8 protein-coding genes are annotated in these 15,417 nt (G+C 35.3%); 1 reads left to right on the top strand and 7 read right to left on the bottom strand.

The window, feature by feature from the left end; genetic code table 11:
• Positions 1-166: 166 nt before the first annotated feature.
• A complete protein-coding gene (locus tag GB234_RS05005; protein ID WP_151893413.1) occupies positions 167-8,002 on the bottom strand; it encodes an HYR domain-containing protein in 7,836 nt (2,611 codons plus the stop codon).
• 116 nt (positions 8,003-8,118) lie between these two features.
• On the opposite strand from GB234_RS05005, the gene GB234_RS05000 reads away from it, so the two are divergent.
• Entirely contained in the window at positions 8,119-9,126 is a 1,008-nt protein-coding gene (locus GB234_RS05000) for an SAM-dependent methyltransferase (protein WP_151893412.1), read from the top strand.
• Here the strand turns inward: GB234_RS05000 and GB234_RS04995 are convergent, their stop codons facing one another.
• The 6 genes from GB234_RS04995 to GB234_RS04970 all read right to left on the bottom strand — a co-directional run bounded on the left by GB234_RS04995 (position 9,127) and on the right by GB234_RS04970 (position 15,384).
• Entirely contained in the window at positions 9,127-9,669 is a 543-nt protein-coding gene (locus tag GB234_RS04995) for a phage tail protein (RefSeq protein ID WP_151893411.1), read from the bottom strand.
• A 70-nt stretch (positions 9,670-9,739) separates the two neighbouring features.
• Positions 9,740-10,288, bottom strand: coding sequence for a phage tail protein (locus GB234_RS04990; protein ID WP_151893410.1), 549 nt, complete (start codon positions 10,286-10,288; stop codon positions 9,740-9,742).
• Between the two features lie 11 nt (positions 10,289-10,299).
• Positions 10,300-10,845 carry a peptidase associated/transthyretin-like domain-containing protein gene (locus tag GB234_RS04985; protein ID WP_151893409.1) on the bottom strand — a complete coding sequence of 182 codons (546 nt, stop codon included), beginning with the start codon at positions 10,843-10,845 and terminating at the stop codon, positions 10,300-10,302.
• Positions 10,846-11,134: 289 nt separating this feature from the next.
• Positions 11,135-11,755, bottom strand: coding sequence for a DUF4230 domain-containing protein (locus GB234_RS04980; protein ID WP_151893408.1), 621 nt, complete (start codon positions 11,753-11,755; stop codon positions 11,135-11,137).
• Positions 11,756-11,856: 101 nt separating this feature from the next.
• A complete protein-coding gene (locus tag GB234_RS04975; RefSeq protein ID WP_151893407.1) occupies positions 11,857-14,622 on the bottom strand; it encodes a TonB-dependent receptor in 2,766 nt (921 codons plus the stop codon).
• Positions 14,623-14,634: 12 nt separating this feature from the next.
• Entirely contained in the window at positions 14,635-15,384 is a 750-nt protein-coding gene (locus GB234_RS04970) for a GLPGLI family protein (protein WP_172966843.1), read from the bottom strand.
• Between the last annotated feature and the right edge of the window lie 33 nt (positions 15,385-15,417).

Below are 15,417 nucleotides of genomic sequence, written 5' to 3'. Positions count from 1 at the left end.
ATTTGTGGCATCTATTCTTATTGAAATACTAAGGTTTAATTATTTAAAATTTCCGAAGTACTTGAACTTTTATAAAGCTATTAATAAACTTATTTATAAAAATAAATAAAAGTAAAAAGTCCCTTATCAATACGATAAGGGACTTTTTTTAACTTAAGCTATCTCATTATTCTTTGAGTATTTGCTTTGTGATTACTCCATGGTCACTTTCAATTACAAACATATACATTGCACTTTGAAGGTCTGTAATGTCCATCGTTTTTTCAGTTCCCATATTATTTAAGTTAATGTTTCTTACCAATCTTCCATTTACATCATAAATTGAAACTTTTTCAAGATTGATTGCTTGTGGGTTGCTAAGTATTACATAATCTTTTGCTGGGTTAGGGTACATAGTGAGCGTTGCTAATGAAATTTCATTTGCTGGAACACCTAATACACTTTCTACAGTCAATGTAAATGTACAAGAACCTACATTTCCGTATTCATCTTCTGCTGTAATAGTCACAGGGTATACACCATCTGCTAAGAATGTTCCTGCTGCTGGGTCTTGAGTAAAAATAACAACTGGGTCTGTACAGTTATCAATAGCTGTTGCATCACCAAGTGCTACATAGTCTGGAACTTCATAATTAATATTTCCAGCTCCTGGATCTACAGTAATATCTGCAGGGCATGTTACTACTGGTGCCAATGCATCAATTACAGTTACGGTAGCCATACAGCTTGAGATGTTTCCATTTACGTCTTGTGTAAATACTTCAACCATCACTGGCGTTCCTATATCACTACAGTCATATTCAGTAATATCAACAGCGCTAGTGTCAATGCCACAGGCATCTGTATTACTTGCTATTACATTTGCCACATCAAGAATTGCTGTACCATCTGCACCAAGTTCTAGCGTGAAGTCCATACAAACTAGCTCTGGAGCTGTTATATCTTCAACGGTAACTGTTGCTGTACAAGTTGCTGTGTTTCCACTAGCATCTGTTACGGTTACAATTACAGTATTTGGCCCTACGTTACTACAATCGAAAGTATCAATATCTAATGTGAAATCTGCAATTGTACAATTATCTGTACTTCCATTGTCTAAATCACTTGCTGTGATTGTTACATTCCCTGTTTCATCTAGCTGCACTGTTATGTCTTGACAAACAACCATTGGCGCTTCGATATCCTCAACTGTAACAACTGCTATACATGTGCTAACGTTTCCGTTTACATCTGTAACTGTCAATGTTACATTATTGGGGCCTACGTTACTACAATCAAACGAATCGATGTCAATTGAAGTTGATGCAATACCACAGTTATCAGAACTTCCTCCGTCTACATCTGCCGGGTTAATTGTTACCATACCATTGCCATCTAATTGAACTGTGATGTCTTGACAAACTGCCATTGCTGGTTCCATATCCATTACTGTAATTGTAAACATACAAGTTGAAGAATTTCCATTAACGTCTGTCGCAGTAAATTCTATCAAAGTATCTCCTACTGGGAACATGCTTCCGCTAGGGTCACCCATTGTTTGGGTAATCGTTGTGATACCACAAGCATCTAATGCAATTGCATCAGGGAATGAAACTTCGGCAAAACAATCGCCTGGTGTCGTGTTTATAGAAATATCGGCAGGGCATGCAATTACTGGTGCAGTTACATCTTCAATGGTTACCACAGCAGTACACGTGCTCACGTTTCCGTTGATATCAGTAACTGTTAAAATAACATTATTTGGCCCCACGTTACTACAATCAAATGTACTCATATCAATGGTTGTGGAAGCAATTCCACAAGCATCTGTACTACCACCGTCAACATCTGCTGGAGTTATTGTTGCAGTCCCGTCTGCTGCCAGAGGAACTGTGATATTCATACACAATGCAACTGGAGCAACACTATCCTCAACAGTAACTATTGTTGTACACGTACTTATATTTCCATTTACATCTGTTACTGTTAAAGTAACTGTATTTGGCCCTACATCTGCACAGGTAAAGTCCATTACATCTATTGTGGTTGATGCAATTCCACAAGCATCGGTCGAACCATTATCAATATCAGCAACTGTGATACTTGCAATTCCAGCAGCATCTAACTGAACCGTAAATGGAGCTGCACAATTCGCAACTGGAGCAACATTATCTTCTACGGTAACTATTGTTGTACATGTACTTATATTTCCGTTTACATCTGTTACTGTTAAGGTAACTGTGTTTGGCCCTACATCTGCACACGTAAAGTCTGTTACATCAATGGTGGTTGATGCAATTCCACAAGCATCGTTTGAACCATTATCAATATCAGCAACTGTGATGCTTGCAATTCCAGCAGCATCTAACTGAACCGTAAATGGAGCTGCACAATTTGCAACTGGAGCAACATTATCTTCTACAGTAACTATTGTTGTACATGTACTTATATTTCCGTTTACATCTGTTACTGTTAAGGTAACTGTGTTTGGCCCTACATCTGCACACGTAAAGTCTGTTACATCAATAGTTGTTGTAGCAATTCCACAAGCATCTGTTGAGCCATTGTCAATATCAGCAACTGTAATGCTTGCCATTCCAGCAGCATCTAATTGAACCGTAAATGGAGCTGCGCAGTTTACTACTGGTGCTACCATATCTTCTACGGTAACTATTGTTGTGCATGTGCTCATATTTCCGTTAACATCTGTTACTGTTAAGGTAACTGTGTTTGGCCCTACATCTGCACAGGTGAAGTCCATTACATCAATGGTGGTTGTTGCGATTCCACAAGCATCGGTCGAACCATTTTCAATATCAGCTACTGTGATACTTGCCATTCCATTAACATCTAGTTGAACTGTGAATGGTGCTGCGCAGTTTGCTATTGGTGCTACCATATCTTCTACGGTAACTATTGTTGTGCATGTGCTCATATTTCCGTTAACATCTATTACTGTTAAGGTAACTGTGTTTGGTCCTATATCTGCACAGGTAAAATCCATTACATCAATGGTGGTTGTTGCGATTCCACAAGCATCTGTTGAGCCATTTTCAATATCAGCTACTGTGATGCTTGCAATTCCAGCAGCATCTAATTGAACCGTAAATGGAGCTGCGCACATTGCTGCTGGAGCTACCATATCTTCTATTGTCACCGTTGTTGTACATGTATCAATATTGCCAGCTGCATCCATTACAGTTAAGGTAACCGATTGAGCCGTTCCAACTGCTGAGCAGTCAAACGTATCTGGACTAACTGTTATGGATGTTACTCCACAATTATCTGTAGACCCTCCATCAACATCTACTCCTGTGATTGTTACTGAACCAGTTGCATCTAGTTGTGCTACAAAGCCTGTGTTGCATACTGCTACGGGATTTATATTGTCTTCTACTGTAATATTAGCAACACACATAGCTGTATTTCCACTAGTGTCTGTAACTGTAACATCTACCATTACAGTACCTATATCTGCACAGGTAAAATCTGTTTGAGACATAGTGATTGATGCAATCCCACAATTGTCAGATATATTTGACGGCAAAGGCACAAAAGAAAAGGCATCATTTGTGGCCGTCCAAGATGTTCCATTCCTACCAGGAACAGCATACCCTAAAGTTCCATCTATATTTTGAATACCTTGTGTATGAATACCACTGTCATTTTGATTGGCAGTATGTATTTCAATCCTATTAGAGGTTTCAAATAATTTTATTTGACCAGTAATAATACCCGGACCTGAATTAAAATGTACCACATTATTATAATTAACTATCAAAACACGATTAGGTACTACTCCTACTGTAAAATAGTCAATAGTTCCACCGCTGGGTGGATTTAAGTCGTCCCAACAAAGTGCAATTAAATTTTTAGGTTCAAAAGCAGATTGTTCTGGAACAACTTCGCCCGAACAACAACCATTATCGGTTAAATTATCAAAACCTATAAATCCATTTGAAGATATCCTAAATTGAGAATAGTCATTTCCGAAGAAATTAAAAACAAAGCCTACAGGAAGATCTCCCGATACTTGGTCATCACTCAAAGTAACTAGCGTACCAGATCCAGCTGTAGGGCCATAGGTTGTTGGTGTTACATCATATAAAAATGAGTCTCGATAAATATCTGCTGGAACAATCGTTGCCATTCCATTTGCATCCAATTCAACTGTTACGTCTTCACATGTGATGACTGGATTTTCAATATCATTTACAGTTACGTCAAATGTACATGTATCAATATTCCCGGCAGCATCTGTTACCTCAAAAGTATTTGTTGTGGTTCCAATTGGGAAAGTTGCCCCAGAAGGTAAACCTGCAATTTGTAATGTAGTACTTCCCGTACAGTTATCAGTACCCACAGGTGTTGTATACGTTACTATGGCTCCACAAATTCCTGGGTCGTTATCCATAGTTATTGGTGCAGGACATGCAATCATTGGTGGTACATTATCTGTAACGATAACATCAAACGAGCATGTTACACTGTTACCAGAGGCATCTTCTACATAAAATGTATTCGTAGTTGTCCCTTGAGGATATGGATTACCAGATGGAATTCCTGTTACTTGTACTGGACCGTTTGAAAATTCTAAAATATATCTTGTAAGGGTACCTGATTCAATATCATTCCAGAGACCATTACTAAATACCTGAGTATAGTCTTCTCCAGGCCCATTATTGTTGGGTTCACCTAAATTCCAATTAGTATAATTTGAAGGTTGGCCACTCTGCCACTCAAATGTACCTTCAACAGCTATATCATTATACCCATTCATAATATTACCTATGCCAAATGCGACAAGTTGACTTGATATGTAATCATTTTCATTACTATTATTTATTGTTAATAATTCATATCCATTAGCTATCGCAAAGGCAAATGCGTCTGGTCCTGTAGCTGTAACATCTGAAATAAAGTAAGTACTATTACCTAAAGTTCCAAATACTGTAAACCCAGGAATAGACGCTGGAGCAATCACTAAACCGCAATCATCTGTTACAGTAGGGTCTGCAAAAACAACATCATCGCCGCAAACGCTCGCAATAGGTCCTGCAGGACATGTTATCATTGGTGGTGTTACATCATTTACTGTAATTGTAGTCATACAAATATCTGTCAATGTACCGTCACTTACTGTTAACGTAACATTTGTTATCCCTAAAGGATAAGGACCTGCCGGACTTACTGTAAAAGTTAATGGATCCATATCTGGATCACTAGAACCACCGTCAAAATCTGCCGCTACTGCTGTTCCCATACATGCTCCATCTGCATTAACAACTACAGGTTGACAAACTGCCATTGGTGGTTGGTTACATGCGTTTAATGGGTCATTAATAGTAACCGTTGTTGTACACGTATCTGTATTTCCATTTGCACCAGTTACCGTAAGTGTAACTGTTTGTGGAGTACCTAATTCTGCACAGGTAAAAGTTGAAGGACTCACTGACAATGACATTATACCACAAGCTGCTGTAGAACCTCCATCAACATCTGCACCGGTTATTGTTATATTACCCGTGGCATCTAAGCTCGCGGTAAAAGGTTGGCAAATTGCTGTAGGAGTTGTATTATCTTCAACCGTTACCATCGCCGTACATGAACTTTGCTGCCCCATGTTGTCTTCAACAGTAAGTGTCACTGTATTAAGACCTACGTTAGAACAGTCAAATGTATTTGGACTCACGCTTATTAGCGTAACAGAACCAGAATTATCTGTAGAACCTCCATCCACTTGAGCAGGAGTTACACTAGCGTTACCAGTTGCGTCTAACTGAACAGTGATGTCTTGACATACTGCTACTGGAGGCGGATCTGAACAAAATTCAAAGTTATCAACACCTATATATACAAATGAACCGCCTATTGTAAACACAAGTTCATCAATTAAAGTCGCTGAATTATCTGTACCCCCTTCTGCACTAAAATCTAAAAGATAAAACCCATTATCTGGAACTAGACTCGTAGGAAAACCAGTGTTTTTTGTAATTGTATATTGCATTACACCATCTAAATTTGCAACAACAGTAAGCGTTCCGTCATCTGTTGGCTGAGCGCCATCAGCGATTGAAGAAACATACACGGCTAATTGATTCATTGTTATTTCAGAAGTATCTGTAATTGCAATTGAAAAAGTTTTACCTGTTCCTTGGTCATCAACATTGTCTAAATATCTATCTGAATTCCCTGCACCAGCATTAACAAATTCATCCACTTTAAATGTAACAGAGCTCATAAATGGAGTACCATTTGTAGTCCATGTATTTCCACCAATAGCTACAGCTTCAAATGTTTCTACATTACATAAAGACACTAAAAAAACTTCACCTTCATTAAACGGAGGAGGAGGTGTATTACTATCTGTATCTTCTATATCAGTTCCCGCTAATAAATCTAACCTTAATGTTCCTTCTCCTGAAATTCCAGACACACTAACAGTATAATTGTTACCTGTTCCTGCAATTCCAGCTATAGTACCAGTTGCTGAACCTGTACTCGTAAGCATAAAATCATCTATTGAAACATTTAAAGCGTCCTCATTAAAAATGACTGTAAAATCAACCGAAGCAGAAGAAGCTGGAGGATTACCAACTAACGAAATACTTTGAATAGTTGGTGGATCTGTTGTCAAAACTTCTGGACAATGTTCAAAATCATCTAAGCTCACATAGATAAACGCACCTCCTATAGTAATACGTAACTCATCAACATTAATAGTTCCATTTGCTGCAAAATCAATAGGATTATATCCATTATTAGTTGTAAAATCTGTTAAAAAACCTGAGTTTTTTGTTATTGTATAAATTGTACTTCCACTTAATCTTCCTTCAATAGTAAGTGTTCCATCGTCTGTTGGAAATGCACCATCTGCCATTGAAGATACATATATCCCAGCTGTATTTACCGAAAATAACTCTGTCCCTGTAGTCGTTATAGAATAGCTTTTTCCTGTTCCTTGATCTCCAAGATTATCTAAAAACTGACTACCACTAGCACCCCCGTTGTTTAAAAAGGTGATGTTGAAATTTGCATCACTTGTTTCAAAACCTACTCCATTACTTGTAAATGTATTTCCTCCAGCGCCGAAGCTTTCAAAAGTTTCGATAAAGCATCTCGAAGCATTAAAAATAGCTCCAGTCATAAAAGCTGGCGAAGGAGTATTTCCTAAAGTATCTTCTATATCATTACCTGCAATCAAATCAATACTCACCGTACCCTCTCCTGTTATACTACTAACTGTTACTGTATAAGATGAACCACTACCTGAAATACCAGAAATATTTCCTGAAGCACCCACTAAATCTGTAACAAAATCTGACACATCAACATTAACAGCATCTTCATTAAAAGTCACTAAAAAATCGACTGATGTTGCAGTACTTGAAGGGCTTCCTACTAAAGTAATTGACTGAACTTCTGGTGGATCTGTGTTTAACACTTCATCGTCAAATTCAAAATCATCAATCGCTGCATAAATAAATGCCCCGCCAAGAGTGATTTGAATGTTATCTACATTAATACTTGACTGATCTCCTATTCCGGGCATGTTAGAAAAATCAATATTGAAAAAACCATTATCAGCTGTAAAATCTAGAGGAAAAGGTGTATTTCCAGAATTATAAGTAGCTGTGTATACTACAGTAGCTCCCGTTCTTCCACTTACTGTTATTGTCCCATCATCTGTTGGAAATGCACCATCTGGCAATGAAGAAACATATACATCCATGGACTGCATTGAAAACAATGAAGCTCCTCCAGTAATAGAAATTGCATAAATCTTTCCAGCACCTTGATCATCAAAATTATCTATATATTGATCAGAACCTCCAGCACCGGCACTTCCAAAATTTTCAATATCAAAATTTGCAGTGCCACTAGAAAACGAGAAGCCACCTTCAGAGAATGTGAAAGCGCCAGCTGTTTCTGTTTCAAAGTTTTCGGTTGTTTGCGCTCCTACGGTTGCACTATAAAAGCAAACCATTATAAAAAGCAGTAAACAATTGTAAAAATTTTTCATAATGTTAGTTTATTATTAAAATATGGTTAGTTAGTTAAACTATTAAAAATCAAATATATGCAAGACATTCTTGCTTTAGATACGTATTTCTACGCAGATTTATATCTTTGAGTCCTATGGATTACACTTTATCAATTTTCAGTAATGTTATTAAAACACTTCTTTCATCAAAAAATGAAAACGAGGAGGTTATTAGTGCAAAAGAACTTGAAATCACTTATACCAAATTGCTCAAAGAGCTCAATGATGTTCCATCATATTCAAATAAAACACCTACTGCTTTATCAGGAGGGATTGCTTTATCCTCTCAACATGCGCTTGATTGTTTGAAAGATCCATTACGCACAGTTCGCTTTATAAAGAGCATGTATGCCGCCATTAATGATGCTATACAATTAAACCCAAACACCACACTCGAAATTTTATATGCTGGATGTGGACCTGTAGCACCTATTATCCTCCCTTTACTCCACTTGTTTAACCCAGAACAACTTCAAATAACACTCCTTGATATTACTCCTACTTCTAAACAGAATGTTGAAAATTTAATCTCACTTTTAAAGGCAACACCGTATTTCAAAAAATTTATGCTCTGTGATGCAATCACGTATCAACACCCTAAAGATTACCCATTACACATTATTGTAAGTGAGGTAATGGATAAAGCATTAACTCGCGAACCTCAAGTTAGGGTAACACAAAATTTAGCACCACAACTTCATCCTAACGGAATATTTATCCCGGAACGTATTTCAATTTTTCAAGAGTTTTCTTTCTACGGAAATGAGCCTTATTTTGATATTTATAAGAACGTATTAACATTAGGGAACACCTATAAAACCATTGGCAAAACCCTACTATTTGATATTACGAAAGACATTAATACAGATGCCAATTTCAGTTTTAACACCGAAACTATAGTAATACCCGAAGACTTTAAAGACCATCCAGATGTCTGTATTTTTGCGGAAGTAGTAATCTATAAAAACTACCGTTTACTAAAATCTAAATCTTTATTAAGTAATCCCATTTCAGTTTACTCACTATATAACTTAAAAGGAAAAACATTTCAATTACATTATACAACCCATAAAAATCCAACGTGGAAATTTATCGAAGTGTGATTAATTACGAGACGGAAAAATACCTTGTAATGCAATACACCAATTTACCACTAAAGATGGCTGTATATTATTAAATGGTTGCTGTCCTCCTGCAGAACCAATCGACCCTGTATTTAGCGCAACATTAGGTGTTGCAGCATTAAAGCTATCAATTTCATTAGTAGACCTGCCTTGATTTTCTACAGCCTTCGAAATACTATTTCCAGCTACAGGTACTGCAGCATTTCCGTTTGCATTACTAACAGACAACGTGTGATTGTGATTAGGCATTTGAGCAACATTCAGTGTGTTAGTTTCAGTTCCAAATCTTAGCCCTAATTGGCGACTTGATAACCCAGGGCCTTGCCCCGTATGCATCGCAGTTCTACCACGTAAATCTGGCAGTGCAAACGTAGTGCGGCCATCACCACCATATGTTGTACCTAGTAATGAAAACAGTGCAGTATTTTGTGAAATTGGCAATAATTGCCCATTGCATTGTGCCCAACCGCGTGGGGCAAAATTAAATCCAAATGCTATAATTTCTCCTATAAATGGCTCCATGGTTTGATTAGTTTTTAATGTTAGTAATTTTATGTTTAATGGTTTTATTAAGCAGAAAACATTTGTTTTCTTAATTTCTAGATGGGTAAATACCCTGTGTTGCAATACACCATGTCAAAACTAGACTAGGTTGTACATTATTAAAAGGTTGATTACCACCATTTGCACCTACAGTAGCTTCATTTAAATTAACATTTGGTGTAGCAGTATTGTATCTATCTACCTCATTTGCAGAACGCCCTTGGTTTTCAACAACTTTTGAAACGCTATTACCTGCCGTAGGTGTAGCTACATCTCCATTAGCGCTACTTACAGATAGTGTGTGACTATGATTAGGCATTTGCCCTTCTGTGAGTGTGTGAGTTTCGGCACCTAATTTTTGACCTATTGGACGAGGTGACAAACCAGGACCACTACCTGTATGTAATGCAACACTACTACGCAAATCTGGGAGTGCAAATGTAGTACGACCATCACCACCGTAAATAGTACCTATCAATGAAAACAATGCTGAGTTTGATGAAATTGCTAATAATTGTCCATCACATCTTGCCCAACCACGCGGTGCAAAATTGTATGGAAAAGATTCAATTTGTCCTAAAAATGGATTTACTGGCATAATAATATATTTTAGTTAGTTATATTAAAATTTATAGAAGTCGTAGTTCCCGCATACTCTGTACGTGGTAATAATTTAAGATCTGGAAGTTTATTTTCTTGCCAATGTTTTCCCGTAATATGTGCACCAGTGCTACTTAATATAAGCTCTGTGAAATAGGATTTATTTTGAGAGGTGACTTTAAAAAATATTTTTGGAGGATTGCCAGTTTCCCGGTTGGGCATTTCTGTAGTAAAACTATATTCACCCAAGTCATTAGTAAATAATTTTGCCCTGTGACGATATTTTTTACTATTAGGTGATAAGTGCCAAACTTCAACACTAGCATTTTGTAGCGGTATTTTACCAGTACTGTTGTAGATAACGCCATAAACATCTATGCGATCTGCGAGTGTATTTGTACGTAAATCAGTCTTAGTTTCTGCATATGGGTTATATCCATCAAACGGAATATCATTTGCAAAAGCTGCAGAAACACCATTAGATAATAGAGTAACACCTGTAGTCGCTAATGCTGTTTTGAGCAAAAACGACCTACGCGAAGTAGCTTTTTTCATAATGTAAAATTGGTCAATTAGTTACAGTAAAGTTAAAATTCTATATAGTATAGAAATCACCTTATCGATTAAGAACAAATATAATCGTTGAAATGATTGTTTTTTCCTTTTTGTAAGAAAAAATTACAAATATGTAAGATGGAAAACAATGATTATTTAAATTTATAATAACAAAATAGTTATTACTAGACTTAGATAAATTTTCACCTTATTAACAACACTACTATTTAATGTTAAATGATAAAATTTAAAGCAGTAAAAAAATGGAATCTATAAATAAATTAAAATGTTATAGAATACTATCCATATTTTGCAAATCTACATTTTCTGTAATTGTAGCTCCATTAAATTGAAGCGTCCAGCCCATTGAATTTGTCAAAATATAAATTTTTTGTAATTCTGAAATCAGCCTATTTTGAGCATTACTCTTTAATGCCGAAGCTTCAATCTTTTGTTTTAAAGAAGCGCTAACCCTTTTCTTTATCGTATTATAATCTGTAGCATTAAATTGATTTAAATAATCCTGTTTCACATCATAATACTCTATGTTGGGATTAATCTTTAATTCTGGTTCTGGGACTTTTATAATGGTCACTGTTTTAGTTTCGGGATCAACTAAAGTTTCAATTTTGCTCAAATCGTATGATATTGAAGCCTCTGCATTTACAATGACTAATGCTTTTTTCTGGGTATCTACTAGCCCCATTAGTAATGACTTTGTATCCTTGTAACTAAAAACTTGTGAGTAGCTACCTTCAGTTACCACAAGTTTACCTACATTCCTTATCTGCTTTTCAATGAGAGCTGTACTTTCAGTTAATTGTTGTCTATTATCCTTTTGATGTTCGCAATAGCGTAAACCAAAAACAATGACAAGACAAAGAATAATTCCGAAGAAAATATTACGCATTTTTCATTCAATTTAACGGCACTTTGTTGTACTTCGTTTCAGTAAAGATATATAAAAAGATGGGGGACGTGTAATAGATTTTAAATGACTAAATTAAAAAATTACAAATCATATTTTACTACAAACATTACAATTCTTGGTAACACAAAGTACTCACTTGTAGTGTTAAATTGATCTGTAAAACTATCATTATTTATGGAGCCAGTATCTAAAATATTTGTCGCCTTAACCGAAAACTCCCAAGGGCTTTCGCCTTTTTGATAATACAAATCTGCATCAAAAAAAGAATATCGATTCTCTACCGTATTCATGTCGTTTGAATAATCATAAAAGTCCCATGTTGCACTCAATTGAAAGTCTTTTAAAAATGTGACATCAAGATTTGCATAGGGTCGCTGTGTTGTAAATTTTTGTTCTCTTCCGCCATTATCATAATCGTTCATTATAAGACGATACCCAATCTCTAGGTTAGGCCAATCTCTAAAATTACTCTGCACACTTGCACGATAGTTTTGAGTAAAACTCTTGCTCTCAGTGATGTTTTGATTTATTGTATTAAAGGTATTTGAGATAGCAAGATTAGCATTTAATGCAAACTGTATTTTTTTTATTCGCTTACTAAAACGCCCAAATACCGAAATCGTTTCATCTGGAAAATTACTATCAAAATTAACAGGGGAACTCACTTGGCTAATACCCTCAATAGTAGTATTTTGTTTAATTGCGTCTATATTTCTGGAGTAATTAATATTTCCGGAGACATTAGTATAGTTAAATAAATTAAAACTAAAATATGTTAAATTGTAGGTATGTGCTAACGAGTTTTCAAGATTTCTATTTCCACGGAAAAGCCTATTATAATTATTAAAAACATATCCTCTTGCATAATCATTTACATCACTGTAGTTAGCATTAATACTATAATTGAATCGTAGGTTTTCACTCTTTTTAATTTCCCAAACTACATTTACATCTGGCAATACCATCCAGTCATTAGTAGTTACTTCACTCCCCAATTGTTCGTTTTTCAAACCATAATTATGCAAGGTCATACCTGGTGTCAAAATAAATTGACCCGTTTTTAATTTATAATGAAGCCCTAAAAACACATCGCTAAAAGTGTAGGAAATGTCATTATTAAAATCTGCATCTTCAAAATTATTTATACTATTGTTGTCTAAAATTTGAAAAATATTTGAATCAAATTGTTGATTACTATATGTTGTTCCTAGCGTGACATTTAAATTACTTACATTATTAAGTACGTAGTAATAGTCTACTTTTCCATCAAACTTATTACTCACAACATTTTTGTCTTGGTTGATATTATAACGATTAGATTGTTCTAATGGAGTAAATGCATCACTAGAACTATCAGCGGGATTTTCAGGATCAATCACTGTAAACAATCCTCTAAACGGAATTGAATCTTGGGCCGCTTGATAAAAAGGATCTTCATCTTGATACAAATATTGCACCTGCGCAGCAAATATATTTTTGTCATTTAAGGTGTAATATATATTTGCATTTTGATTTATAGAAAAAGGTTTATTCTCTAAATTCTCGTTGATATCGTTTGTGTTTCCTCCCACTATTGATAACGTGTTTGCGTCTTCGGTTTGTTTTGAGGTTTTTGCTAACACATCATAATCTAATTGAAAACTTGCATTAGGTTTATACTTGGTGCTAAATTTTACCATTCCTAATTGATTACGTGTATCGCTCACGTTATTTGTATTTTCTGTCGCGCCAGAAACTATATATTCCGTAATCGAATTATTAACAATGTTTGTTTTATTATCTGATAAAATTGCGAAACCACTAAAGTCTAATTTTGGGTTTAAAGCATAGCTGAAATTTGCCGCAATGAATTTTGCTTCTATTTCATTAGCCCTATTGTTTTGTGTTGTAGTAAAACCAAGATCACTTTCTCTTATATTAAAACTTGTTCCACCTCCTCTATTAAAGTTTCTGAAACCTCCCGTAAAGTTGAAGTAATCTCTAAACGTAAAAGGCACTTCGCCTATATTATTAAAATCTGTTATAATATTAATACTATATTTTGGACTATAATAAAAGAGTTTTGGGTGTACTAAATAGCGTCCATTTTCATCATCGAAATCTGACCCTAATCCTGCACCTGCTGTAACTTCACCAAACCAAAATGCCTTCTTACCCTCTTTTAATTTAATATTAATAGCAATATTATCTTGATCATTACCAAGACCACGCATTTGATCCACCTCATTATAGTTGCGTAACACCTCAACTTTGTCAACAGCATCTGCTGGAATATTTTTAGTTGCTAATTTTGAGTCACCATCAAAAAAGTCTTTTCCTTCAACCATAACTTTATTAACAGTTTTTCCTTCAATTTGTATTTCGCCATCGTCATTAATTTCAACTCCAGGAAGTTTTTTCATTACATCTCCAAGTTTACGCTCTTCTCCATTGGTAAAAGAATCTGCATTATAAATAATGGTATCTCCTTTAACCGTTACTGGCATTTCATAGATTAACTCCACATCGTCGAGTGCTGCCGCTTGCTGGTTTAATGTAAACTCGTAAGTTTGATTTTCTGCATCTTCTGAAACGGTTAATATCTTCTCTGCATTTTCATACCCTAAAAAACTTGCTCTAAGTAAATATGTATTCCCTTTGGGTAAATCTAGTTGATAGCGCCCTTCATAATTGGTAATCGCGTAGCTTTCAATCTCCCCGCTATCTTGGACTGTAGCAATGACATTTGCAAGTTCTAATGGATTGCCTATGCTATCCTTAATTGTACCTCGTAATTTAATACTTTGTGCTGATGCAATACTTGAAAAAGCAATAATGCATACTAGTGTAAATAGTTTTTTGGTCATTCGTTTTTTTTGTTAGAATTTTCTTTCTTCTTTTTTAGCCTGCATTATTTTATGAAATTGCTTCTCATTTAATTCTTCTCCCTTATTTTTAGGATAAATATTGAGTTTATCTTCTTTATAAATAGTTAAGCCCTTACATAAAAAAACGGTGTCTTTTCCATGTATTTCAAGTATTAAACCTGGTAATCCTTGAAAAAAAAGAGGCCCATGACTTACTGGAATAGATGGACTAAACCACGCCGTTACTATATAATTTACTTTCTCATTTGAATTTGCCGAATAAGAATCTAATATAATCGCCACTGTAGTTGTAGCTTTTATAGCAAGGTGCTCTCCTATCTGTTTTGATTCCTTACTAACATTCCATTTTAAAGCGGGTAATTTATCTTTTATGAGAAAGAGTTTACCTAAAAACTCTCGTTGCTCAGTAAATGTTTTTTTATCAATATTTTTATAAATACCATTGCTTAAATAACCTCCACCGCCACTCGCAAATCCCATACGGTACGCTGCGTTTTCTTGTAATGAAAGTGAAGGCACCTCATCATAATATGATTCATTCTCATTAAAAACGAGGCGCATTTCCTTTTCATACAATCTTTTTAGTTGTAATGCCTTTCTATCATTTTCTGCCTGTGTACGGTTTACATCTTCTTTATAAATTTTCTTTTCTATATAAATTGCTTCACCTGAAAATTGTTGACAAATAACCACTCCTGAAAAAGAAGTGAAAATTAAAACTAAAAGATATTTTTTATACATAAACAACATAATTGTCTTTTTAAGATTGACATT

The sequence above is a fragment of the Patiriisocius marinistellae genome, from assembly GCF_009014635.1.
GTDB classification, from domain to species: domain Bacteria; phylum Bacteroidota; class Bacteroidia; order Flavobacteriales; family Flavobacteriaceae; genus Patiriisocius; species Patiriisocius marinistellae.
This window is presented reverse-complemented; position numbering and strand designations above follow the sequence as displayed.

Excerpts from the sequence above, each read along its gene's own strand:
- GB234_RS04970 (WP_172966843.1), bottom strand. The coding sequence starts at position 15,384 with ATGTATAAAAAATATCTTTTAGTTTTAATTTTCACTTCTTTTTCAGGA.
- GB234_RS04985 (WP_151893409.1), bottom strand. The coding sequence starts at position 10,845 with ATGAAAAAAGCTACTTCGCGTAGGTCGTTTTTGCTCAAAACAGCATTA.
- GB234_RS04990 (WP_151893410.1), bottom strand. The coding sequence starts at position 10,288 with ATGCCAGTAAATCCATTTTTAGGACAAATTGAATCTTTTCCATACAAT.
- GB234_RS04975 (WP_151893407.1), bottom strand. The coding sequence starts at position 14,622 with ATGACCAAAAAACTATTTACACTAGTATGCATTATTGCTTTTTCAAGT.
- GB234_RS05005 (WP_151893413.1), bottom strand. The coding sequence starts at position 8,002 with ATGAAAAATTTTTACAATTGTTTACTGCTTTTTATAATGGTTTGCTTT.
- GB234_RS04995 (WP_151893411.1), bottom strand. The coding sequence starts at position 9,669 with ATGGAGCCATTTATAGGAGAAATTATAGCATTTGGATTTAATTTTGCC.
- GB234_RS05000 (WP_151893412.1), top strand. The coding sequence starts at position 8,119 with ATGGATTACACTTTATCAATTTTCAGTAATGTTATTAAAACACTTCTT.
- GB234_RS04980 (WP_151893408.1), bottom strand. The coding sequence starts at position 11,755 with ATGCGTAATATTTTCTTCGGAATTATTCTTTGTCTTGTCATTGTTTTT.